This window comes from Saccharothrix sp. NRRL B-16314, assembly GCF_000716595.1.
Lineage (GTDB): Bacteria > Actinomycetota > Actinomycetes > Mycobacteriales > Pseudonocardiaceae > Actinosynnema.
In genome coordinates this window covers 152,749-175,335 of record NZ_JNXC01000022.1, presented here as the reverse complement: position 1 = coordinate 175,335, position 22,587 = coordinate 152,749, and the positions used below count along the sequence as shown (strand labels likewise).

20 protein-coding genes and 1 pseudogene are annotated in these 22,587 nt (G+C 71.2%); 12 read left to right on the top strand and 9 right to left on the bottom strand.

All coding sequences use genetic code 11. The features are described 5' to 3' along the window. The first annotated feature begins 102 nt into the window (after positions 1-102). From OQ02_RS27435 to OQ02_RS27405, 7 genes are all read left to right on the top strand, one after another. Entirely contained in the window at positions 103-1,515 is a 1,413-nt protein-coding gene (locus OQ02_RS27435) for a bifunctional phosphatase PAP2/diacylglycerol kinase family protein (RefSeq protein WP_051772869.1), read from the top strand. Positions 1,516-1,553: 38 nt separating this feature from the next. Next, complete coding sequence (locus OQ02_RS27430; RefSeq protein WP_033441459.1) at positions 1,554-2,453, top strand: bifunctional helix-turn-helix transcriptional regulator/GNAT family N-acetyltransferase; 900 nt, start codon at positions 1,554-1,556, stop codon at positions 2,451-2,453. 64 nt (positions 2,454-2,517) lie between these two features. After that, positions 2,518-3,285, top strand: coding sequence for an IclR family transcriptional regulator (locus tag OQ02_RS27425; protein ID WP_033441458.1), 768 nt, complete (start codon positions 2,518-2,520; stop codon positions 3,283-3,285). Between the two features lie 82 nt (positions 3,286-3,367). Beyond that, complete coding sequence (locus tag OQ02_RS27420; protein WP_331281556.1) at positions 3,368-4,114, top strand: MIP/aquaporin family protein; 747 nt, start codon at positions 3,368-3,370, stop codon at positions 4,112-4,114. Positions 4,115-4,124: 10 nt separating this feature from the next. Beyond that, positions 4,125-5,630, top strand: coding sequence for a glycerol kinase GlpK (gene glpK, locus OQ02_RS27415; protein WP_033441456.1), 1,506 nt, complete (start codon positions 4,125-4,127; stop codon positions 5,628-5,630). Further along, complete coding sequence (locus OQ02_RS27410; protein ID WP_033441455.1) at positions 5,623-7,179, top strand: glycerol-3-phosphate dehydrogenase/oxidase; 1,557 nt, start codon at positions 5,623-5,625, stop codon at positions 7,177-7,179. Before glpK ends, OQ02_RS27410 begins: the two co-directional genes overlap by 8 nt. A 41-nt stretch (positions 7,180-7,220) precedes the next feature. Next, positions 7,221-7,673 (top strand): acyl-CoA thioesterase, encoded by a 453-nt coding sequence (locus tag OQ02_RS27405; protein WP_033441454.1) that lies wholly within the window; start codon positions 7,221-7,223, stop codon positions 7,671-7,673. Positions 7,674-7,751: 78 nt separating this feature from the next. On the opposite strand, the gene prcA is transcribed toward OQ02_RS27405, so the two are convergent. The 5 genes from prcA to OQ02_RS27380 form a co-directional block, all read right to left on the bottom strand. Continuing rightward, positions 7,752-8,561 (bottom strand): proteasome subunit alpha, encoded by an 810-nt coding sequence (prcA, locus tag OQ02_RS27400; protein ID WP_033441453.1) that lies wholly within the window; start codon positions 8,559-8,561, stop codon positions 7,752-7,754. A 55-nt stretch (positions 8,562-8,616) separates the two neighbouring features. Further along, positions 8,617-9,465 (bottom strand): proteasome subunit beta, encoded by an 849-nt coding sequence (gene prcB, locus OQ02_RS27395; protein ID WP_033441452.1) that lies wholly within the window; start codon positions 9,463-9,465, stop codon positions 8,617-8,619. Positions 9,466-9,499: 34 nt separating this feature from the next. Further along, positions 9,500-9,694, bottom strand: a complete 195-nt coding sequence (locus OQ02_RS27390) for a ubiquitin-like protein Pup (RefSeq protein ID WP_033441451.1) — start codon at positions 9,692-9,694, stop codon at positions 9,500-9,502. A gap of 84 nt (positions 9,695-9,778) precedes the next feature. Next, a complete protein-coding gene (gene dop, locus OQ02_RS27385; RefSeq protein ID WP_033441450.1) occupies positions 9,779-11,272 on the bottom strand; it encodes a depupylase/deamidase Dop in 1,494 nt (497 codons plus the stop codon). A 52-nt stretch (positions 11,273-11,324) separates the two neighbouring features. Further along, positions 11,325-13,799 carry an FtsX-like permease family protein gene (locus OQ02_RS27380; protein WP_033441449.1) on the bottom strand — a complete coding sequence of 825 codons (2,475 nt, stop codon included), beginning with the start codon at positions 13,797-13,799 and terminating at the stop codon, positions 11,325-11,327. A 104-nt stretch (positions 13,800-13,903) separates the two neighbouring features. On the opposite strand from OQ02_RS27380, the gene OQ02_RS27375 reads away from it, so the two are divergent. Both OQ02_RS27375 and OQ02_RS27370 read left to right on the top strand, forming a co-directional pair. Then, the gene (locus OQ02_RS27375; RefSeq protein WP_033441448.1) at positions 13,904-14,398 is read left to right on the top strand and encodes an NUDIX hydrolase; all 495 of its coding nucleotides are present in this window, start codon (positions 13,904-13,906) and stop codon (positions 14,396-14,398) included. Further along, positions 14,389-14,688 (top strand): DUF6191 domain-containing protein, encoded by a 300-nt coding sequence (locus OQ02_RS27370; protein ID WP_033441447.1) that lies wholly within the window; start codon positions 14,389-14,391, stop codon positions 14,686-14,688. The genes OQ02_RS27375 and OQ02_RS27370 overlap by 10 nt, the downstream gene beginning before the upstream one ends. On the opposite strand, the gene OQ02_RS27365 is transcribed toward OQ02_RS27370, so the two are convergent. The 3 genes and pseudogenes from OQ02_RS27365 to OQ02_RS27355 form a co-directional block, all read right to left on the bottom strand. Next, positions 14,660-15,580 (bottom strand): aldo/keto reductase, encoded by a 921-nt coding sequence (locus tag OQ02_RS27365; RefSeq protein ID WP_051772868.1) that lies wholly within the window; start codon positions 15,578-15,580, stop codon positions 14,660-14,662. The genes OQ02_RS27370 and OQ02_RS27365 overlap by 29 nt on opposite strands. 79 nt (positions 15,581-15,659) lie before the next feature. After that, entirely contained in the window at positions 15,660-16,427 is a 768-nt protein-coding gene (locus OQ02_RS27360) for an ABC transporter permease (RefSeq protein ID WP_033441445.1), read from the bottom strand. Between the two features lie 428 nt (positions 16,428-16,855). Beyond that, positions 16,856-17,746, bottom strand: a pseudogene (locus tag OQ02_RS27355) (ABC transporter ATP-binding protein); the annotation flags it as partial. Positions 17,747-17,858: 112 nt separating this feature from the next. On the opposite strand from OQ02_RS27355, the gene OQ02_RS27350 reads away from it, so the two are divergent. Continuing rightward, on the top strand, positions 17,859-18,965 hold the full coding sequence (locus OQ02_RS27350; protein ID WP_051772851.1) for a sensor histidine kinase: 1,107 nt from the start codon (positions 17,859-17,861) through the stop codon (positions 18,963-18,965). Beyond that, entirely contained in the window at positions 18,962-19,606 is a 645-nt protein-coding gene (locus OQ02_RS27345; RefSeq protein WP_033441444.1) for a response regulator, read from the top strand. The genes OQ02_RS27350 and OQ02_RS27345 overlap by 4 nt, the downstream gene beginning before the upstream one ends. 115 nt (positions 19,607-19,721) lie before the next feature. Here OQ02_RS27345 and arc read toward each other — a convergent pair whose 3' ends face one another. After that, positions 19,722-21,521 carry a proteasome ATPase gene (gene arc, locus OQ02_RS27340; RefSeq protein WP_033441443.1) on the bottom strand — a complete coding sequence of 600 codons (1,800 nt, stop codon included), beginning with the start codon at positions 21,519-21,521 and terminating at the stop codon, positions 19,722-19,724. 238 nt (positions 21,522-21,759) lie between these two features. Between arc and OQ02_RS45065 the strand changes: the two genes are divergently transcribed. Further along, positions 21,760-22,575 (top strand): Rv0361 family membrane protein, encoded by an 816-nt coding sequence (locus OQ02_RS45065; RefSeq protein WP_197043516.1) that lies wholly within the window; start codon positions 21,760-21,762, stop codon positions 22,573-22,575. The last annotated feature ends 12 nt before the right edge of the window (positions 22,576-22,587 follow it).

Sequence of the window (22,587 nt, the reverse complement as noted above, 5' to 3'; positions counted from 1 at the left end):
CGCATTCGGAACTTTCCTCAGTGATCCAATCGGGCGTCTCGTCGTTCCCGGGGATAACGTTCGGGTGTGCTGCGCCGCGTGAACCGCCTGGACCTGGCCCTCATGAGGCGTTCCGGCGCCCTGCGACCGTCGCCTGTCGATCACGGGCTGAAAAGGTTGTCGCGCGTCGCGAACCACAGCGCGTTGTGGCTCGTCGTCGCTGGTGCGCTGGCCGCGCGCAAGGGGGTGGGCCGGCGGGCGGCGCTGCGCGGGGTGGCGGCCATCGCGGGTGCGAGTTTCAGCGCGAGCCTGGTGGCGAAGCGGCTGTTCCCGCGCCGGCGGCCGGCCGCGGACCTGCTGGAGGAGCCCCGGCGGCTGACGAAGCGGCCGACGTCGTCGTCGTTCCCGTCCGGGCACGCGGCGTCGGCGGCGGCGTTCACCACGGCGTTGGCGATGGAGTCGCCCGCGCTGGGGGTGGCGGTCGCACCGGTCGCGGCGGCGGTCGCGTACTCGCGGGTCCACACGGGCGTCCACTGGCCGTCCGACGTGGCCGCGGGCGCCGCCATCGGGGTCGCCGCGGGCCTGCTGACCAGGCGTTGGTGGCCGTTGGGCCGGACCGAGCGGGCGACGGCGCGGGAGCACCAGTCGTTGGCGGCGCTGGTCGACGGCGAGGGCCTGGTGGTCGTGGTGAACCGGAACGCGGGCCTGGGTGCGACGAGCCTCGGCGCGTCCGACCCGGCCGAGGAAGTGGCGCAGGAGTGGCCGAAAGCCACGATCGTGGGAATCGACGATCTCGACACGGTGATCGACGACCACGCTCCGCAAGCACTGGGCGTGGCGGGCGGTGACGGCTCGGTCGCGGCGGTCGCTGCGGTCGCGGCGGCGCACCGGCTGCCGTTCGCGTTGGTGCCGGCGGGGACGCTGAACCACTTCGCCCGGGACGTCGGCGTGCACGGGGTGGAGGACACCGCGCGGGCCGTGGCGGAAGGCGAGGGTGTGCTGGTGGACCTGGCCGCGGTGTCGGTGGACGGCGCCGGGCCGCGGTGGTTCGTCAACACGGCGAGCCTCGGCGGCTACCCGGACATGGTGCGGCTGCGGGAGAAGTTGCAGGACCGGTGGGGCAAGTGGCCGGCGGCGGCCATCGCGCTGGCCCGGGTGCTGCGCACGTCCCGGCCGATGCGGGTCGAGCTGAACGGCGAGCCGCAGCTGATCTGGATGCTGTTCGTCGGCAACGGCCCGTACCGGCCGAAGGGCTTCGCGCCGACTATGCGGCCGGCGTTGGACGCGGGGCTGATGGACGTCCGGTACATCCGCGCCGACACGCGGTTCTCCCGGGCGAGGTTCTTCGTCGGCGCGCTGCTCGGCTCCCTGCACCACAGCCGGACGTACCGGCACCTGGAGACGCGGTGGCTGGACGTGCGGCTGCTCGACGGCGCGGTCGCGATCGCGACGGACGGCGAGGTCGGGCCCACCGGTTCCACGTTCGAGTTCCGCTCCCGCCCGGCGGCCCTGGCCGTCTACCGACCGCAAGACTAAGGTTGACTCCGTCAACAGTTCTGTTGAGGGAGTCAACGATGACGGTCGCGGACGTCCGCGCGTTCAACCGCTTCTACACCGGCGTGATCGGCGTGCTCGACCGGAGTTACCTGGCGTCGCCGTACTCGCTGACCGAGGTGCGGGTGCTGTTCGAACTGTCCGCCGGGCCGTGCGAGGTGCCCGACCTGCGCGCCGCGCTGGCGCTGGACGCGGGGTACCTGAGCCGGATCCTGACGTCCTTCGAACGCGACGGCCTGGTCAGCCGTGCGCCGTCGTCCCGCGACTCGCGCCGCCACGTCGTCACGCTCACCCCGCGCGGCGAGTCGGTGTTCGCCGACCTGAACGCCCGTTCCGACGCGGAGATCGGCGCCCTGCTGGACCGCGTCCCGCCGTCCGACCGCCTGGAACTGGTGGCGGCCATGCGCAGGATCGAACGCCTCCTCACCGGCACGCCCCGGTCGTACGTGCTGCGACCGCTGCGGCCCGGCGACCTGGGCTGGGTGGTGAACCGGCACGGGGCGCGGTACGCGGAGGAGCACGGCTTCGACCAGACCTTCGAGGCGCTGGTGGCGCGGGTGGCGGCCGAGTACGTCGAGCACCACTCCCCCGACCACGAAGCGGCGTGGATCGCGGAGGTCGACGGCGAACCGGTCGGCTCGATCTTCTGCGTCCGGGACGACGACCGCACCGCCCGACTCCGCCTCCTCCTGGTCGAACCGGCCGCCCGCGGCCTCGGCATCGGCGCCCGCCTGGTCGAGGAGTGCCTCCGCTTCGCCCGCCGGGCCGGGTACCGGCGGATGGTGCTGTGGACGGTGTCCGGGCTGGCGGCGTCACGGCACATCTACGAGAAGGCCGGGTTCACGCTCGACAAGAGCACGCCGGACCACCTGTACGGGCGCGACGACCTGGAAGCGCAGACCTGGTCGCTCGACCTCTGAGCCCGGGACACACCGGACCGCTCGAGTTCGACATGGTCGAACGGTTCCGCGCTAGAGTGATCGCGTGCCCGGTCCCATCCAGTCCATCGAACGGGCAGCCGCCGTGTTGCGGCTGCTGGCCAGCGGGGCGCGGCGGATGGGGGTCGCGGAGTTGGCGCGGGCCCTCGAGCTGCCCAAACCGACAGTCCACGGCATCCTGCGGACGTTGCAGCTGGTCGGGTTCGTCGAGCAGTCGCCGGACACGGGCAAGTACCAGCTCGGCGCGGCGCTGTTCCACATCGGCAGCAGCTACCTCGACGGCAACGAGCTCCGCACCCGCGCGCTGAACTGGTCGGACTCGCTGGCCTCGCGCAGCATGGAGAGCGTCCGCATCGGCACCCTGCACGAGAACCAGGTCCTGGTCGTGCACCACGTGTTCCGCCCGGACAACTCGCGCCAGGTCCTCGAAGTCGGCGCCCTCCTGCCCTCGCACGCCAGCGCGCTGGGCAAGGTCCTGCTCGCCGACGACCCGGTCGGCCTCGGCCTCGCCGACGACGAGCCCCTCAAGGCCTACACCGCCGCCACCATCACCGGCCTCGACCGGCTCAGCGACGCGTTGGAGCAGGTCAGGCAGCGCGGCTGGGCGAGTGACGTGGAGGAGCTGGTCGAGGGCGAGGTGTCGCTGGCCGCGCCCATCCGGGACCGCCGTGCGGTGACCGTGGGCGCCGTGGGCATCTCCGGGCCGGTCGAGCGGCTGTGCGACGAGAAGAAGCAGCCCCGCGCCGAACTCGTCTCCTACGTCCGCGAGGCCGCGCGGTCCATCTCGCGCGAACTCGGCGCCATCCCCTGGTAGAGCGCGGCCCGGTTACCGGACCGCTTCGGGAGGGTTGACATCTTGTGAGCGTCGGCACAGGATTCACGCGCACCGTACGACAATGTCGAACGGTATTCAGGTCAGAGAGGGCGCGTGGATGACCAACCAGTCGATCTTCATCGGGGAGTTCCTGGGCACCGCACTGCTGTTGCTGCTCGGCAACGGCGTCGTCGCGGGCGTGGTGTTGGCCAAGTCGAAGTCGAACGGCGCGGGCTGGGCGGTGATCACGTTCGGCTGGGGCTTCGCGGTGCTGGCGGGTGCCTACGCCGTCGCACCGCTGTCCGGCGCGCACCTCAACCCGGCCGTGACCGTGGGCCTGGCCATCCACAACGGCGACTGGAGCACCGTCCCGCTCTACGTCACCGCGCAGCTGCTCGGGGCGTTCACCGGCGCGGTCCTCTGCTACCTCGCCTACCTCGGCCAGTTCCGCGCCAACACCGGTGAGGTGCTCGGCATCTTCGCCACCGGCCCCGAGGTCCGCCACCGCGTGCAGAACCTGACCACCGAGGCCATCGCCACGTTCGTGCTGGTGTTCGTCATCCTCGCGACCGGTCAGACCAAGGGCCTGGAGACCTCCGGCACCGGCGTGCTGATCGTCGCCCTGCTGGTCGTCGGCATCGGCATGTCCCTCGGCGGACCCACCGGCTACGCCATCAACCCCGCGCGCGACCTCGGCCCCCGCATCGCGCACGCCGTCCTGCCGATCCCCGGAAAGGGTGCATCGGATTGGGGATACGCCTGGATCCCCGTCGTCGGTCCCCTGATCGGCGGAGCATTGGCCGGGCTCGTCGACATCGCCGTCTACTGAGGAGCGTCACGTGACCACCTACTCAGCCCGATCCTTCGTGGCAGCCATCGACCAAGGCACGACCTCCTCGCGCTGCATCGTCTTCGACCACGGCGGCGCGATCGTCTCCGTGTCCCAGAAGGAGCACCGGCAGATCTTCCCCAGGCCCGGCTGGGTCGAGCACGACGCCGAGGAGATCTGGGCCAACGTGCTGGACGTCGTGCACGGCGCCCTGCAGAAGGCGTCGCTGACCGTGCACGACCTGGCCGCCGTCGGCATCACCAACCAGCGCGAGACGACGCTGGTCTGGGACAAGGCCACCGGCAAGCCCGTGCACAACGCGATCGTCTGGCAGGACACCCGCACCGACCAGCTCGTGAAGGAGCTCGGCGAGCAGAACCGGTTCCGGGAGAAGTGCGGCCTGCCGCTGGCCACGTACTTCTCGGGCCCGAAGGTCCGCTGGCTGCTCGACCACGTCGACGGCCTGCGCCGGCGCGCCGAAGCGGGCGAGGTGCTGTTCGGCACCATGGACACCTGGCTGATCTGGAAGCTCACCGGTCGCCACGTCACCGACGTCACCAACGCCAGCCGCACCATGCTGATGAACCTGGAGACGCTGGACTGGGACGACGAGCTGGTCGACGCGATCGGCGTGCCCCGGGCGATGCTGCCGGAGATCCGCTCGTCCGCCGAGGTCTACGGCACCGCGACCGGCACGCTGGAAGGCGTGCCCGTGGCGTCCGCGCTCGGTGACCAGCAGGCCGCGTTGTTCGGCCAGACCTGCTACGCGCCCGGCGAGGGCAAGTGCACGTACGGCACCGGCAGCTTCCTGCTGGTCAACACCGGTGACAAGCCGGTGGTCTCGGAGAACGGCCTGCTGACCACGGTCGGCTACAAGATCGGCGACCAGCCGGCGGCGTACGCGCTGGAAGGCGCGATCGCGGTGACCGGCGCGCTGGTGCAGTGGTTCCGGGACAAGATGGGGCTGATCTCCAGCGCCGCCGAGATCGAGACGTTGGCGCGCACCGTGGAGGACAACGGCGGGGCGTACTTCGTGCCCGCGTTCTCCGGTCTGTTCGCGCCGCACTGGCGGTCCGACGCGCGGGGCGTGATCGCGGGTCTCACCGGCTACATCGACAAGGGCCACATCGCCCGCGCGGTGCTGGAGGCGACCGCGTGGCAGACGCGCGAGGTCGTGGACGCGATGAACGCCGACTCGGGCGTGGAGCTCGTCGCGCTGAAGGTCGACGGCGGCATGACGGCGAACAACCTGCTCATGGGCTTCCTGTCCGACGTGCTGGACGTGCCGGTGGTGCGGCCGATCGTCGCCGAGACCACGTGCTTGGGCGCGGCCTACGCGGCCGGGTTGGCGGTCGGCTACTGGTCGGACACCGAGTCGTTGCGGGAGAACTGGCACAAGGCGGCCGAGTGGCTGCCGACGATGGACGCCAAGACCCGCGACAAGGGCTACCGCAAGTGGAAGAAGGCGGTCGAGCGGACCGTCGGCTGGATCGACGAGGACGACAACGATGAGTGAACAGCGGGACAGGGCGCGCGAGGCGTTGGGGCAAGGGGCCTTCGACCTGGTCGTGATCGGCGGCGGCGCGCTGGGCATCGCCACCACGTGGGCGGCGGCGCGGTCGGGTCTGCGGGTGGCCCTGGTGGAGGCGGGCGACTTCGCCGGCGCCACGTCCAGCGCGTCGTCCAAGCTCGTGCACGGCGGGCTGCGGTACCTGGCGATGGGTCCGGGCGCCGTCCCGATGGTGCGGGAGAACCACGCCGAGCGGCGCGCGTTGGGCGACCGGCTGGCGCCGCACCTGGTCCGGCCGCTGCCGTTCCTGGTGCCGGTGTACCGGGGTGGGCCGCACTCGCGGCCGATCCTCGGCGCGGGCGTGATGCTGTACTCGGCGCTGTCCGGGTTCGGTGACGGCATGGGCAAGGTGCTGTCGGCGCGGCGTGCGGTCGAGTACGTGCCGCACCTGCGCACCGAAGGGCTGCGCGGTGCCGCGCTCTACTACGACCACCAGATGAACGACGCCCGGGTGGCCATCACGGCGGCGCGGGCGGCGGCCGAGGCCGGTGCGGTGCTGCTGAACCACGTCGAGGTCCTGGGACTGCGCAAGAGCGGTTCGCAGGTCACCGGTGTGGAGCTGCGGGACCGGCTGGACGGGTCGGAGTTCGGGGTGGACGCGTCGGTCGTGGTCAACGCGACCGGACCGTGGCTGGACCGGCTGCGGCGGATGGAGGACGCGTCGGCCGCGCCGAGCATCCGGCTGTCCAAGGGCTCGCACCTGGTGATGAAGACGGAGACGCCGTGGCGTGCCGCCATGACCATCCCGTTGGACGACGTGCGGGTGTCGTTCGCCATCCCGTGGGAAGGGCAGCTGCTGCTGGGCACGACCGACGAGGCGTACGAGGGCGACCCGGCCGACGTGCGGTGCTCGCAGGCCGACATCGACCAGATCCTCGGTGAGGCGTCGGTCGGCATCGCACCGGAAGCCCTCGACCGGTCGCGGTTGGCGTACACGTTCGCCGGGCTGCGGGTGCTGCCCAGGGGTCCGGGTGACAGCGGGTCCGGCGACACCAGCCACGCCAAGCGCGAGACGGTGATCACCAGCGGGAGCGGCGGGATGATCAGCGTGGCGGGCGGCAAGTGGACCACGTTCCGGCGGATCGGCGCGTCGGTCCTGGCCCGCGTCGGCGAGGCCCTGGGGCGCGACCTGTCGCACGCGTTCGACGGCGTGCCGTCGGCGTTGCCGGGCGCCTCGCTCCCCGAGCGGGTGAGCGCGCAGTTGGGGCGTGAGCTGCCGTCGTTGCCGGACGACGTGCTCAGCCACCTGGCCACGCACTACGGCACGGTGAGCCACGAGGTGCTGGCGATGGCGTTGGACGACCCGTCGCTGCTCGACCGGGTGCACCCCGACGGTCCGGACATCTGGGCGCAGGTGGCGCACGCGCAGCGGTACGAGTGGGCGACCGAGGTGGACGACGTGCTGCGGCGGCGGACCACCGTCGTGGTGCGCGGTCTGGACACGCCTTCGGTGCGTGAGCGCACAGGTCGGTTGCTGGCCAAGGCAATCGCCTAGGAACGTGCGGGTGGTGCGGGTGCGGTCGGCATACTCGATCCATGCCCTTCACCAGCACCACCCACGTGCGCTGGCCGGATGTGGACCCGAACGGCCACATGCGCACCACCGCGTACCTGGACGCGGCCGAGGACAACCGGATGCAGTTCTTCGCCTCGGTCGGCTTCCCGGTCCCCGAACTGACCGCCCGCCGCCTCGGCCCCATCTCGCACGGCGACGACATCCGGTACCGCGCCGAACTCCGCCTGCTCGAAGCGTTCACGGTGGAACTGCGGCTGTCCGGGATGGCGTCGGACGGCGCGCGGTTCCGCCTGCACAACCGGATCGTCAAGGAGGACGGCCGGACCGCCGCCACGATCGAGACCACCGCCGGGTGGCTCGACCTGGACGCCCGCCGGCTCACCACGCCGCCGGCCGACCTGCTCGCCGCGCTCACCACGTTGGAGCGCACGAAGGACTTCGCCGAACTCCCCTCACCCCTGGCCCACGTCTGAACCCGCACCCTTCGGCTTCGGCACGACGAAGGCCCCCGGCTCAGCGCCGGGGGCCTTCGTGTCGTGCTGGTGCGAGACCTACGCCTTGTCGTCGTTCGGCGGCAGGTTCACGTCCGTCACCGGCTTCTTCCGACCGCCCTTGGCCGGCGGTGCCGCCGGTTCACCGGCCGCGACCGCGGGCTCGTCGCCGGGGAGCAGGGCCGCCAGGGCGGCGCCCGTGATGCGGCGGAACGCGCGGCGCGGGCGGTCGTGCTCCAGGACCGCCACTTCGAGCTTGCCGCGGTCCAGGAGGTCGGGCTTGCCGTTGCCGGTGGTGGTGCTGCCGGCGCTCAGGGCCTTCACCGCGACGCGCACGGCGTCGGCCAGCGGGAGGTTCTCGGCGTACGCGTCCTTCAACGCGGTGCCCGTCGCCTCCGCTTGGCCGCCCATCACGACGTACTGCGGCTCCTCCACGATCGACCCGTCGTAGGTCAACCGGTACAGCGTGTCCTGCTCGGGCGTGGCCCCGACCTCGGCCACGCAGATCTCCACCTCGAGGGGCTTGATCTGCTCGGCGAAGATCGAGCCCAGCGTCTGGGCGTACACGTTCGCCAGGGACCGGCCGGTGACGTCGCGCGGGTCGTTCTGGTACCCGCGGATGTCGGCGAACCGGATGCCCGCCTGCCGCAGGTTCTCGAACTCGCTGTACCGGCCGACCGCGGCGAACGCGATCCGGTCGTAGATCTCGGAGACCTTGTGCAGCGTGGCGGAGGGGTTCTCCGCCACGAACAGCACGCCGTCGGCGTACCGGAGCACGACGACGCTCCGGCCGCGGGCGATGCCCTTCCGGGCGTACTCCGCGCGATCGCGGAGGATCTGCTCGGGTGAGGCGTACAACGGCATCGTCACTGCTGCGGCTCCCGGGCTCGGCGGATGCGGGTGGGGATGGGGATCGACACGGTGCTCAGCCCGCCGGTTTGATCCGGCGGCCCTCGACGACCGACTCGGCCAGGGTCGCGGTCCGCTCGTCGGACAGGTGCGCGGCGCCGTCGGCGGTGATCGTCACGACGACCGGGTAGATCTTGCGGATCACGTCCGGTCCGCCGGTGCCCGAGTCGTCGTCCGCGGCGTCGTACAACGCCTCGATCGCGGTCCTGGTGGCCAGTTCCGCGTCCGCGTCGGGGTCGTAGAGCTTCTTCAACGCGGACTTGGCGAACAGCGAGCCGGAGCCGACGGCCTGGTAGCCCTGCGACTCCTCGTAACGCCCGCCGGTCACGTCGTAGGACACGATGCGGCCCGCGCGCTCCGGGTCGGCCGCGTCGATGTCGAAGCCCGCGAACAGCGGCACCACGGCGAGGCCCGCCAGCGCGGCGTCCAGGTTGCCCTTGATCATCGCGGAGAGCCGGTTCGCCTTGCCGTCCAGGGACAGCGAGACGCCCTCGATCTTCTCGTAGTGCCGGAGCTCCACCGCGTAGAGCCGGACGATCTCGACCGCGATGCCCGCCGTGCCCGCGATGCCCACCGCCGAGTGGTCATCGGTGATGAACACCTTCTTCATGTCGCGCTGGGCGATCACGTTGCCCATCGTGGCGCGCCGGTCGCCCGCGATCACCACGCCGCCCTTGAACGTGAGCGCGACGATGGTGGTGCCGTGCGGTGCCTGCACCGTGCTGCCCTCGGGCAGCTTGCGGCTCGACGGCAGCAGTTCGGGGGCCTGCGCGCGAAGGAAATCGGTGAACGACGACGACCCCGGCCTGAGGTAGGCCGGGGGCAGCGACGCGGCCGGGTAGTGCCCGGTCGAGCTGTGGTCCATGTGTGCGTTCTTCTCCTGTCCCGCCGGTGGCTTTCTACTCGCCGCCCTTTTGCACGTACGCGCGGACGAAGTCCTCGGCGTTCTCCTCGAGCACGTCGTCGATCTCGTCGAGGATCGCGTCGACGTCCTCGCCGAGCTTCTCCCGGCGCTCCTGGCCGGCCGCCGCCGCGCCGTCGCCGTTCTCGTCGCCGTCACCGCCGCCTTGGCGCTGAACCTGTTCCTGGGCCATGTCGACCTCCCGGTCTTCGGGTCCTGCGACTCAAACACTACCTACCAGGGCCGACATTGTGTGCCTGCCACTCGGGTCGGATGATCAGCCCCTGGTCAGCGCCTCGACCAGTTGCTCGGCCGTGTCCGAGGCCTCCAGCAGGGCTCCGACGTGCGCTTTCGTACCGCGCAGCGGCTCGAGGGTCGGAATCCGAACGAGTGATTCCCGGCCGAGGTCGAAGATCACCGAATCCCACGAGGCCGCAGCCACGGACGTGGGGTAGCGCTCCAGGCACCGGCCGCGGAAGTAGGCGCGGGTGTCCTCAGGGGGCGAGAGGACGGCCGCACGCACCTCCTCCTCGCTGACCAGGCGTTTCATCGAGCCGCGGGCCACCAGCCGGTTGTACAGGCCCTTGTCGAGCCGCACGTCGGAGTACTGGAGGTCGACCAGGGACAGCCGGGGCGAACCCCAGGCCAGGCCGTCCCGGGCGCGGTAGCCCTCCAGCAGCCGCAGCTTCGCCACCCAGTCGAGCCGGTCGGCGCACTCCTGCGGGTCGCGGGCGAGGGCGTCCAGCACCTCGCCCCACACGCGGAGCACGTCGCGGTCGCCGTAGCCCTCCTGCTCCACGAACGCGCAGGCGCGCTCGTAGTAGGCGAACTGGAGGTCCAACCCGGTGAACTTGCGCCCGCCGGTCAGCTCGACCTTGACCTTCAGCGTCGGGTCGTGGCTGATCTGGTGCACCGCGCGGACCGGGTCCTGCAACCGCAGGTCGTCGAACCGGCGGCCGGCCTCGATCATGTCGAGCACCAGCGACGTGGAGCCGCACTTGATGTAGGTCGAGTACTCGGCGAGGTTCGCGTCGCCGATGATGACGTGCAGCCGGCGGTACTTGTCCGCGTCGGCGTGCGGCTCGTCGCGGGTGTTGATGATGCCGCGCTTGAGCGTGGTCTCCAGGCCGACCTCGACCTCGATGTAGTCCGAGCGCTGGGACAGCTGGTAGCCGGCCTCCTCGCCCGCCGCGCCGACGCCGACCCGGCCGGAGCCGACGACGACCTGGCGGGACACGAAGAACGGGGTGAGCCCGGCGATCACGGCGGTGAACGGCGTGCTGCGCTGCATGAGGTAGTTCTCGTGGGTGCCGTAGCTGGCGCCCTTGCCGTCCACGTTGTTCTTGTACAGCTGGAGGCGTGGCTGGCCGGGAACGGTGGCCGCGCGCATCGCGGCCTCCTCCATCACCCGCTCGCCCGCCTTGTCCCAGATCACCGCGTCGCGCGCGTTGGTGACCTCGGGCGCCGAGTACTCGGGGTGCGCGTGGTCGACGTAGAGGCGCGCGCCGTTGGTGAGGATGACGTTGGCCGCGCCCAGGTCCTCGACGTCGTTGTCGCCGGGGTGGCCGCCGGGCGTGCCGAGGTCGAAGCCGCGCGCGTCGCGCAGCGGCGATTCGACCTCGTAGTCCCAGCGTGCCCGGCGTGCCCGCGGTATGTCGGCGGCAGCCGCGTAGGCCAGCACCACCTGTGTCGAGGTGAGCACCGGGTTCGCCGTCGCGTCACCCGGCACCGAGATGCCGTACTCCACTTCGGTTCCCATGATCCGCCGCATACGCGCAGCCTACGACCAACCACCGACAGACCGCCCGTACCCGGGTCACGTTTCAGCCGGCGGCGAGTCCCGCGGCGGGTCGGATCCGGGACGCGCCGCGGGCCGGCCCGAACGCCGCGACGACCGCCAGCACGACCACCCCGGTGCCGCCGACCAGCAGTGGGACCACCGCGGCGGTGGGCCACGCGAACACGCCGACCGCGGCCAGTGTCAGCTCCGCGTAGACCAATCCGAAAATACCGCCGCCCAGCACTCCTACCAGCGCCAACAGCACCGCTTCGGCCACCACGCCGCCCTGCAGACCGCCCTTCGTGACGCCGAGCGCGCGCCGCAGTGCCAGTTCCTTGCGGCGCTCCTGCACGGAGATCGTCAACGCGGTCCCGATGCCGGTCACGGCCACCGCGACGGACAGTCCCAACAGCACCATGAGCATCACGATTCCCAGATCGAGGTACCGCTGGTTCTGCGCGGTCGCTTCGGCTTTCGTCTTCACCAGAATGGTCGGCGCGCCGGTCAGGGCTTCCCGCACGCCCTCCTGGTATGCCGCCGGGTCCGCGCCCTGCCGCAACATGACCAGCACCTTGGACGCCGGTGCGAGGCCGGGGTCGGGCAGCACCACCTCCGCGTCGTCGAGCAGCGAGCCGGTGAACGTGCCGGCGACCGTGGCGGTGCGCGGGCCGCCGGGCAGGCCGTCGAGGGTGAACGGTTGGCCGACCTGCGCCCCGAGCCGCTCGGCGTACCACTCGTCGAGCAGGACGGTGCCCGGCGCGAACCCGGCGGCGTCCACGTCCTGGCTGGTCAGCCACTCGCGCATGCGGTCCGGGTCGGCGCCGACGACCTGGGTCGGGAAGGTGAACCCGTCCGCGTCCTCCTGCTCCACGTCGAGACCGTGCACTACGACGGTGTTCGCCGCTTCCGGCCGGTTGGCCGCCGCGCCGACCGCGCCGTCGAGGGCGCGCCCGCCCGAGTCCACCACCACGGCGTCGGGCTTCGGCTCGTTGCTGAACTCGTCCTCCATGCGCTGGGCCGAACCGACCGTGACGGCGAAGAACGTGACCATCGCGGCGGCCAGGAGCAGCGGCATCGCCACGGACGCCGACCGCTGCGGCACCCGCCGCACCTCGGCCGCGGCCAGTTTCCACTGCGCGCCGCCGAAGCGGCTCGCGACCGAGCCGAAGACCCGGCCGAGCGCGGGCACGATCACCGGTCCCAGCACGCCGAACAGGCCGAACACGGCGGTGATGCCGGAGAACAGGACCAGGAAGATCGCCGCCATGGACCGGCTGGCGATCACCGCGAGGACGGCCATCACCACCGCGACGGCCACCACGCCGATGCCGAACCTGCGCCGCCTGCGCACCACGGCCTGGTCCGGGGTCTGGCCTTCGGACGTCCGCAGCGCCGCGAGCGGTGAGATGCGCGCGGCGGCCAGGGAGGGCCGGACGGCGGCGAACGCGCTGAGCGTGGCGGCGGTGACGACGCCGACCACCAGCTGCCCCGTCGTGGGCAGCAGCGACGGGCTCATCTCCACCGCGCCGAGCAGCGCGGACAGGCCGGTGGCGTCGAACAGCCTGGCCAGCAGCCACGCCACCGACCCGCCGAGCAGCGCGCCCACCGCACCGGCGACGACGCCGGTGAGCAGCGCTTCGAGGAGGTTCGCCCAGACGAGCGGACCGCGGTGGGCGCCCAGGCAGCGCAGCAGCGCGGTGTGCCGCTGGCGTTGCGCGTAGACGGCGCGGTAGGTGGCCGAGGCGACGAACACCGACGTGGCCAGCGCCAGGATGCTGAACGGCAGCAGCACGTCGGCGAGGTCGTCGTTCGGCGGCTCCGCGGCGACCGCCGCACCGGTGTCCACCCGGAAGCCCTGGCCGACGGCCTGCGCCACGGCGTCCCGGTCGCCGCCGACGACGTGCAGCGCCTCGAACCGGTGCGTGCCGCCGAGCTTCGCGGCCAGCCCTTCCCCGATCACGAGCCGCGGTTCCTCGGCGACCGAGCCGCGTTTGGTGATGCCCCGGACCACCACGTCCAGCGGCTTGCCCGCCGCGTCGGCGAGCTTGATCGAGGCGCCGGGCTTGAGGCCGTGCTCGTACGCGGTGACCCGGTCGATCGCGACCTCGCCGTCCGCGCCGGGTGAGCGGCCCTCCAGGATCGGCACCCGGCGCAGGGCGTCCCGGTCCGGTTCGATGTCGGCCGTGGTCCGGCGGTCGTTCGCCCGGCCGCCGTCGATCAGCAGGTCGACGCGGACCTCGCGGACCGGGTGCACCTGCGTCACCCCGGCGGCCTGCGCCACCCGATCGGCTGTCCCCTGGTCGAGCACCACGTCGGAGCGGGGCTCCGGGCGCACGACGAGGTCGACGCCGGCAGGGACGACGGGCGCGCCTTCGTTGGTGGCGCGGACCATCGCGTCACTGAGCATCAGGGCGGCCAGCAGGCAGGCGACGCCGACGACCAGGGCGACACCGGGCAGCACGGCGCGACCGGGCCGGTTGCGGAACTCGGCGACCGCGAGCCGCAGGGATGTGGGCACAACTCCTCCTCGTGACGCGAACTCCACGACGGTAGGAAGCAGGGCCGTCGGCGGGCGTCGGTCCGAGGTAGCACCCGCCGGTAGTACTCAGGGAGGATCTTGGGGTGGAGCTTGTGACGGTGGTCGACCCTGACGGCACCCCGGTCGGCACTGCGACGCGCGCCCGGATGCGTGCGGAAGGGCTGTGGCACGCGTGCGCGGCCATCGTCGTGCGGTCTCTCGACGGGACGCGCGTGTACGTGCACCGGCGAACCGACACCAAGGACGTCTACCCCGGTCTGTACGACCCGACGTGCGGTGGCGTGATGGCGGCGGGTGAGACGCCGGACGAGTGCGCGGTGCGTGAGCTGGCCGAGGAGCTGGGGATCACGGCGGTGCCGGAATTCCGGTTCACGACGCCCTTCGTGGACGGAACTATCCGCTACGTGGCGCACGTTTACGACGTGCGCAGCGACGGACCGTTCACCCACCAGCCGGAAGAAGTGGCCTGGGGCGGCTGGATGGACCTGGCGGAGGTGCGGGTGAAGGCGGAAGACCCCGGGTGGCCGGTCGTGCCGGACGGTCGGGCACTGATCCGGGAGTGGTTCACATGGGCATGATCTTCGCGATGTCGATCCCCGGTCTGGCCGTGCTGCTGGTCGTGCTGGCGGCGGGTGAGCGGGTCTGGCAGGCGGTCCGGCGGCACAGGGGCGACCCGCCGGTGGTCTCTGCGGCGGCGTTCGACGAGTTCACCACGCTGTTCTCCGGGAGCAAGCACATCGAGCTGCGGCAACGCGAGGTGACGCTGATGCTGGGCGAGGACGAGGAGACCGGCGCGCCGCCGCGCGGACCGGTCGACCTCGACTCCGGCCGGATCCGGCTCATTCCCAAGGCAGGGACGACCGAGTAGCCCAGTACCGCTCGGCCGGCTCGGCGCAGTCCGCCAACTCGTCCGGCTCCAGGTCGATGTCCCGTGCCTTCAGGTTGGCGTGCAGCTGCTCCGGGCTCGCCGCCCCGGACAGGACCACGTCCGCCCAGGGTTGCGCGCGCACGGCCGCCAACGCGATCGCGTCCGGCCCCACGCCGTGCTCGGCGGCGAGTTCGCGCACGCGTGGCGGCGGGTCGACGGCCAGCCTGCCGTTGGCCAAGCCCTCTTTGACGAACACCTCCGCTCCGGATTCCTTCGCGTACGCCAGCTCCGGTCCCACCGACGTCTCCAGCACGTTCCAGGTGGACTGGACGCTCTCGAACAGCCGCCGCCCCTCCACCTCCAGGTCCAGCGCCCGCCGCACCGTGCCGGCCTGGTCCGGGCCGGACGTGGAGAACCCGAGCCGGACACCCGAGTCCCGCAGCCCGCCGAGGGCGAGAAGCAGGTCCGGATCGCCGAACAGCGGGCTGTCGGGCGTCAGGGAGTGCACGTTGTACAGGCCGACGTGCGCGCCGAGCAGCTCCTGCGTCTCCCGCCACTGACGGGTGAACCGGTCGAGCGAGTGCTCCTTCACCTCGTGCGTGGCCACGTCCCGCCGCCAGTCCGCGACGTACGCGTAGCCCCACTTGCTGGACACCCGGACGTCCCGGTGGCCGCGCGCGGCCAGCCACTGGCCCAGGAACTCCTCCGCCCGCCCGTAGGAACGGGCCGCGTCCACCCGCCGAACACCCGCCGCGTAGGCGGCGTCCAGGACGGCGTGGCACTGGGCGCGCATGGCGTCGACGTCCCGGTGTTCGGGCAACGCGTGCTCGCGGCCGAGGTTGATGTAGGCGGGACGGCCGAGCGCGGCCAGCCCCAAGGCGAATTCGGGCACGTCCGACACCGTAATCCGCCGGTCTCGGAGTGGCCGCCGGACCACGCCGCCGGCCCTGCTCGGATTGCCGGACGGGTCGTCATGCGTCACGTCGCAGCAGCACGGTGGCACCGGAGCCCAGAGCGAGGACGAGGTACGCGATCATCACCAGACCGGCGCCGATGGGCGACAGCGGTGGGTCGGGCAGTTCACCCGACAGTTGCGGTGCGAGGACCGGGAGCATCACCGAGTACGCCCGGTCGTTCCAGGGGTGCGGAAGCAGCAGCGTGAGCGCGGGGAGCACGAAGAGCAGGCCGCACAGGGTCACCAGCGCGCCTGCCGTGGAGCGGAGCAGGAAGCCCAGGCCGAGGCCGACGAGGGAGAGCAGCACCAGCGACGCTGTGCTCGCCAGCAGTGTCGGAACGGCGTCGCCCAGCGAGTCGTAGGCCGAGATCGGCTTCGGCCGGTCACCGGTGATCAGCTCACCCGTCAGGTAGGCCAGCAGTGTGGTGACGAGGGCGACGACCAAGGACACGCCGGCCACCACGAGGGTCTTGGCGGCGAGATAGGACTTGCGTCTGGGCACGGACACCAGCGCGGTGCGCACCATGCCGCTGCCGTACTCCGACGTGACCGCCAGCGCGCCGAGCACGCCCAGGCAGAACTGGCCGAACGGGACCACCATCACCCCGGGATCAGCCGCACCGAACCGCTGCTGGAGGTCCGGCGGCGAGGTGTCCCAGTCGGCGGTCATCAGGTACGAGATCAACGCGCCGGCCAGCAAGGCGACGAGGATCGCGAGCAGCACGTAGGTGGTCGAGCGGACCGAGCGGAGCTTCAGCAGTTCGGAGTTCAGGACGTCGGTCATCGGTTGGCCTCCGAGGCGCGGGAGTTGGCAGAGCGGAACTCGGCGGGGCTCGAGTCAGCCGGGGAGGAGTCAGCGGGGCGGGCGTCGGCCGGGCGCGAGTCAGCCGGGCGGGACTCAGCCGGGCGGGACTCGGCACGACGGGACTCGGCCGGGCGCGGGTCGGCACGACGGGACTCGGCCGGGCGCGGGTCGGCGGCGCGAGAGTCGGCACGACGCGAGTCAGCGGTGCGGCACTCGGCGGGGCGGGACTCGGTAGGACGCGGGTCGGCGGGACGCGGGTCGGCGGGGCGGGAGTCAGCAGGGCGCGAATCCGCGAGGCGGGAGTCAGCAGGGCGGGAACCGGCAGGGTCGGAAGCGGCAGGGTCGGAAGCGGCAGGGTCGGAAGCGGGGCGGGTGTTGGGGCGACGGGAGTCGGGGCGGGAGTCGGTGGTTCGGTACTCGAGGCTGTCGTCGGTCAGTTCCAAGTAGACGTCCTCCAAGGACGCGCTACGGGGGGTCAGTTCGTGGATCGGGATGTGGTGGCGGGCGGCGAGGTCGGCGATGCCCGGGGCGTCCAGACCCTGCACCAACAAGGCGCTGTCCTCCGGTCTCGCCGTCGCGCCCGCCGCGTGGAGGACCGCGGCCAGCGCGTCCTGCACGGGGGAACGGACCAGGACGTCCTTCTTGAACCTCTCCTCGAGGTCCCGCATGGACGCCTCCAGGATCAACTTCCCGCGGCCGATCACGATCACCCGGTCCGCGGTGAGGGCCATCTCGCTCATCAGGTGGCTGGACACCAGGACCGTGCGGCCCTCCCGCGCCAGGCCGCGCATCAGGTGGCGGATCCAGCGGATGCCCTCCGGGTCCAGGCCGTTCACCGGCTCGTCGAACAGCAACACCCCGGGATCACCCAACAGGGCCGCCGCCACGCCGAGGCGCTGCTTCATGCCCAGGGACAGCGATCCGACCCTCTGTTCCGCCGCACTCGCCAGACCCACCTGTTCGAGGGTCGCCACGACGCGGCGGTCCTTGATGCCGTTGCTCCGGGCCAGCACGCGGAGGTGGTCGTACGCCGACCGGCCGCCGTGCACCGCGCCCGCGTCGAGCAGCGCGCCGACGTGGTGCATCGGGCGGCGGATGTCGGCGTACCTCCGTCCGTCGACCAGCGCCTCACCGCTGGTCGGCCGGTCCAGCCCGAGGATCGCCCGCATGGTGGTGGACTTGCCCGCCCCGTTGGGGCCGAGGAAGCCCGCGACGTAGCCGGGTTTCACCTCGAACGTGAGGCCGTCCACGGCCCTGGTGGAGCGGTAGCGCTTGGTCAGCTGCCTTACTTCGATCATGGGGACGAGCGTGCTCGGTCGGAGGGTTGGGCGGATCGGACCGTGGTCCGGACTCGGATGTCGGACCGTGGTCCGACGCCGGCCGCACGAGCCCCGATTACCTTCCCGTCGTGTGACGTCGCGAATCCTGAAGTTCCTGCCGACGGCGTACCTGTACGCGCTGGACATCGCCGTCGCCGTGGTGATCGTCCTGGTGTACCTGACGTTCGCCGAGGTCAGCACCGCACCGGCGTGGCTGGGCTACCCGCTGGCGTTGCTCATCGGCGCGCCGCTCGCGATGCGGCGGGGCAGGCCGCTGCTGACGCTCGGCATCGTCCTGACGGCCCAGACTGTGGCCACGATCGCGCACATCACGCTGGAGCCCTACGGCGCGACCGCGTTCGCGATCTACATGGTGGCCGCGACCTGCGAACGGCGCTTCGCGGTCGGCGCGCTGGTCGGCTCGCTGGCGGTGGCGGCGGTGGCGGTGTTCATCGCCGAGCCGTGGCCTGAAGACGTCGGGCTCGCCTTGTTCGCGGCGCTGGCCCTCGGTGCGGCGTGGGCGCTCGGCCGGACCACCTGGATCCGGCGGTCCTACGAGGCCAGGCAGGCCGTCGAGGCGGCGTCCGCGGCCATCGCCGAGGAGCGGATGCGGATCGCCCGCGAGCTGCACGACGTGGTCGCGCACAGCCTGAGCCTGATCACGGTCAAGGCCGGTGTCGCCGCGCACGTGGCGTCGTCGCGGCCCGAGCAGGCCCAGGAGGCGCTGAGGGTGATCGAGAGCGCGTCGCGCAGCACCCTGGTCGAGATGCGGCGGTTGCTCGGCGTGCTGCGCTCGGAGGACACGTCGGCGGAACTGGCACCCATGCCCGGTATGGGCGATTTACCCGAGTTGGTGTCCCGGGCGGAACTGGCCGGGGTGCCGGTGGAGCTGACGGTGTCCGGCGAGGTGCCCGACGGCCTGGGCCTGACCGCGTACCGGATCGTCCAGGAGTCCGTCACGAACGTGGTCAAACACGCCGCGCCGGCCTCCTGCACGGTCTCGATCGCCGTAGGGGATGCTTCGGTGGTGATCTCGGTGGTCGACGACGGACCAGGGGAACGGGTGTTGGCCGGTCGCGGCGGAGGGCACGGGTTGATCGGGATGCGGGAGCGGGTGGCGGTGTACGGCGGCACGTTCACGGCCGGGCCGCTGGCCGGCGGCGGTTTCGCGGTGCGCGCCGAGGTGCCGCTGTCGTGATCTCGGTGGTGGTCGTGGACGACCAGGCGCTGCTGCGCGGCAGCTTCCGGGTGCTCGTGGACTCCGCGCCCGACCTGCGGGTCGTCGGCGAAGCTGGTGACGGCGCCGAGGCGGTGTCCGTGGTGCGCGACGTGTCACCCGACGTGGTGCTGATGGACATCCGGATGCCCGGGATGGACGGCATCGCGGCCACCCGCGAGATCTGCTCCTCCTCGACCGCCCGGGTGCTGATCCTGACCACGTTCGACCTGGACGAGTACGTGTACTCGGCGCTGCGGGCCGGCGCAAGCGGCTTCCTGCTCAAGGACACTCCCCCGGCCGACGTGCTGGCCGCCATCCGCGTGATGGCCGCCGGGGACGCCCTCCTGGCACCCTCCGTGACCCGCCGCCTGGTCGCCGAGTTCTCCCGCACGCCGCCACCCCGCGCGGTCCGGCTCGACGAGATCACCGAACGCGAGCAGGATGTGCTGCTGCTGATCGCGCGCGGGTGCTCCAACGCCGAGATCATGGGCGAGCTGCACCTGTCGGCGGGCACGGTGAAGACCCACATCGGCCGCCTGCTGCACAAGCTCCAGGCCCGCGACCGGGCCCAGCTGGTGATCGTCGCCTACGAGTCCGGGCTGGTCACCGCCCGGTCGTGAGCCGCGGCCGACGAAGACTCCGGGGACCTGAGGCCCCGGGACGCGGAACGCCCGCCGGGCCATCTCGGCCGGGCGGGCGTTCCAAGCGGGTTGCGGTTGTCGACGACTGCGGGTGCTACAGGTACTGACCGGTGTTCGTCGCCGTGTCGATGGCGCGACCCGACTCCTGGTTCTTGCCGGTCACGAGCGTGCGGATGTACACGATCCGCTCGCCCTTCTTGCCCGAGATCCTGGCCCAGTCGTCCGGGTTCGTCGTGTTGGGCAGGTCCTCGTTCTCGGCGAACTCGTCCACGATCGCGTCCAGCAGGTGGCGCACCGACAAGCCCGGCTGCTTGGTGTCCAGCAGGCTCTTGATGGCCGCCTTCTTCGCGCGGTCGACGATGTTCTGGATCATGGCGCCGGAGTTGAAGTCCCGGAAGTACAGGACCTCCTTGTCACCGTTGGCGTAGGTGACCTCCAGAAACCGGTTCTCCTCGGACTCCTCGTACATCCGCTCGACCGTGTGCTGCACCATGCCGTCGATGCAGGCCACCGGGTCGCCGCCGAACTCGGCCAGGTCGTCGGCGTGGATCGGCAGGTCGGCCGTGAGGTACTTGAAGAAGATGTCCTTCGCGCCCTCGGCGTCCGGACGCTCGATCTTGATCTTGACGTCGAGCCGGCCCGGACGCAGGATCGCCGGGTCGATCATGTCCTCGCGGTTGGAGGCGCCGATCACGATCACGTTCTCCAGGCCCTCGACGCCGTCGATCTCGCTGAGGAGCTGGGGCACGATCGTGGTCTCGACGTCCGACGACACGCCGCTGCCGCGGGTCCGGAAGATCGAGTCCATCTCGTCGAAGAACACGATCACGGGAGTGCCCTCGGAGGCCTTCTCCCGGGCCCGCTGGAAGATCAGCCGGATGTGCCGCTCGGTCTCGCCCACGAACTTGTTGAGCAGTTCGGGGCCCTTGATGTTGAGGAAGTAGCTCTTGGCCTCGCGGTGGTTCTCGCCGCGGGCGGCGTGAACCTGCTTGGCCAGGGAGTTCGCCACCGCTTTCGCGATGAGCGTCTTACCGCAGCCGGGAGGGCCGTAGAGCAGCACGCCCTTCGGCGGGCGGAGCTTGTACTCGCGGAACAGGTCGGCGTGCAGGAACGGCATCTCCACGGCGTCGCGGATCTGCTCGATCTGCCGGAACAGGCCACCGATGTCCTCGTACCTGACATCGGGCACCTCCTCCAGCACCAGGTCCTCGACCTCGGCCTTCGGCACCCGTTCGTACGCGAAGCCCGCCTTCGAGTCGACCAGCAGGGAATCGCCGGCCTTCAGCGGCGAGTCCATCAGCGGCTGCGCGAGCCAGACGACCCGCTCCTCGTCGGCGTGCCCGACGACCAGGGCTCTGCCGATCGAGCTGTCCTCGATCTCGGAGTGCAACACCTCACGCAGCGTGCAGACCTCGCCGGTGCGCTCGAAGTCGCCGCCCTCGACCACGGTCAACGCCTCGTTCAGGCGCACCGACTGGCCCAGGACCAGCGACGGTGTCTCGACCGCCGGTGAAACCGATACCCGCATGCGACGGCCGGAGGTGAACACGTCGACCGTGCCGTCCTCGAATCGGGCCAGAAACACGCCGTAACCGCTGGGCGGTTGCGCGAGCCGGTCGACTTCCTCGCGCAGCGCGAGGAGTTGGCTCCGTGCTTCTCGAAGGGTGTCGATAAGCTTCGTATTGCGCTCGGTCAGTTGGCTGACGCGCTCAGTCGCCTCCGCCAACCGCTGCTCCAGCAGGCGGACGTGTCGTGGGGATTCCGTCAACTTGCGGCGCAGCAACGCGATTTCGTCCTCGAGGAACCGGATCTGCGCAGTCAGCTCACCAGAGTTGTTGCCCTTGTTCAGCTCGCCGCCCTCATCGGGCCGGCTGCCGGGATGACCGTGCTGCATGTCGGCACCCTCCTCCCGTGTTCGTCCCACGACGATACCGGCGATCACCGACAAAAGCCGACACCCTGCGAGTTCCCGGGCGTCAAGTGATCACACATTCCGCCCCCTCGGCCGGACGAACTGCTCCAATCCGGTGTCAGTCGGTACCTCCCACCCGCTACCGTGCGTGGAGTACCAGTCCCACGAGAGTGGTCCGGGCAGTGTCACTGCCACCAGCGGAAAGTTCTAGGAGAACGTGATGTCCGTCCCGCCGCAGCAGCCGGGTCCCTACGGTCAGCAGCCGGGTCAATTTGGCCAACAACCAGGTCAATTCGGCCAGCAGCCGGGCCCCGGACAGCAGCCCGGCGGGTACCCGCCGCCTGCGCCGGGCTTCCCACCCAGTGGGCAGCAGCCCGGTTACGGCACGCCTCCGGGCGGCTACCAGCAGCATCCCGGTCAGCCGGGGCAGCCCGGCCAGCCCGGTTACGGCCAGCAGCCCTACGGCCAGCCGGGACAGTTCAACCAGCCCGGTTACGGCCAACCGGGTGGTTTCGGCGACCCATCCGGCATGCCGCCCAAGAAGAGCCCCCTGCCCCTGATCCTGGGTGGCGCCGGCGCCCTCGTCGTAATCGCCGTGATCGTCGTCCTCGTCGTCACGATGACCGGCGGCAGCAACGGCACCGCGAAGGACGCCGCCGACTCCTACGCGGCGGCGATCAACGCCAAGGACTTCGACAAGGTCCGGTCGCTGACCTGCGCAGAGCACCACGGCGAGATCGACGAGATGCGCAAGCTCTACGACCCCGCGACGATGAGCGCGGAGATCGAGAAGCAGCTCGAGGACCTGCCCGCGGAGATGCGGGAAGAGGCCCAGAAGTCGATCGACAAGGCGAAGGACGTCAAGATCACCCTCGCCGTCGACAACGTGGTCGAGAAGACCGACACGACGGCGGAGGCCTCGATCTCGGTCAAGTACCAGAACGTGCCCGAGGACATGAAGGCGCTCATGAAGGACCAGAGCGGCGCGAAGATCCCGTTCAAGAAGACCGACGACGGCTGGGTCGCCTGCGACTGAGCCGACCAGTGC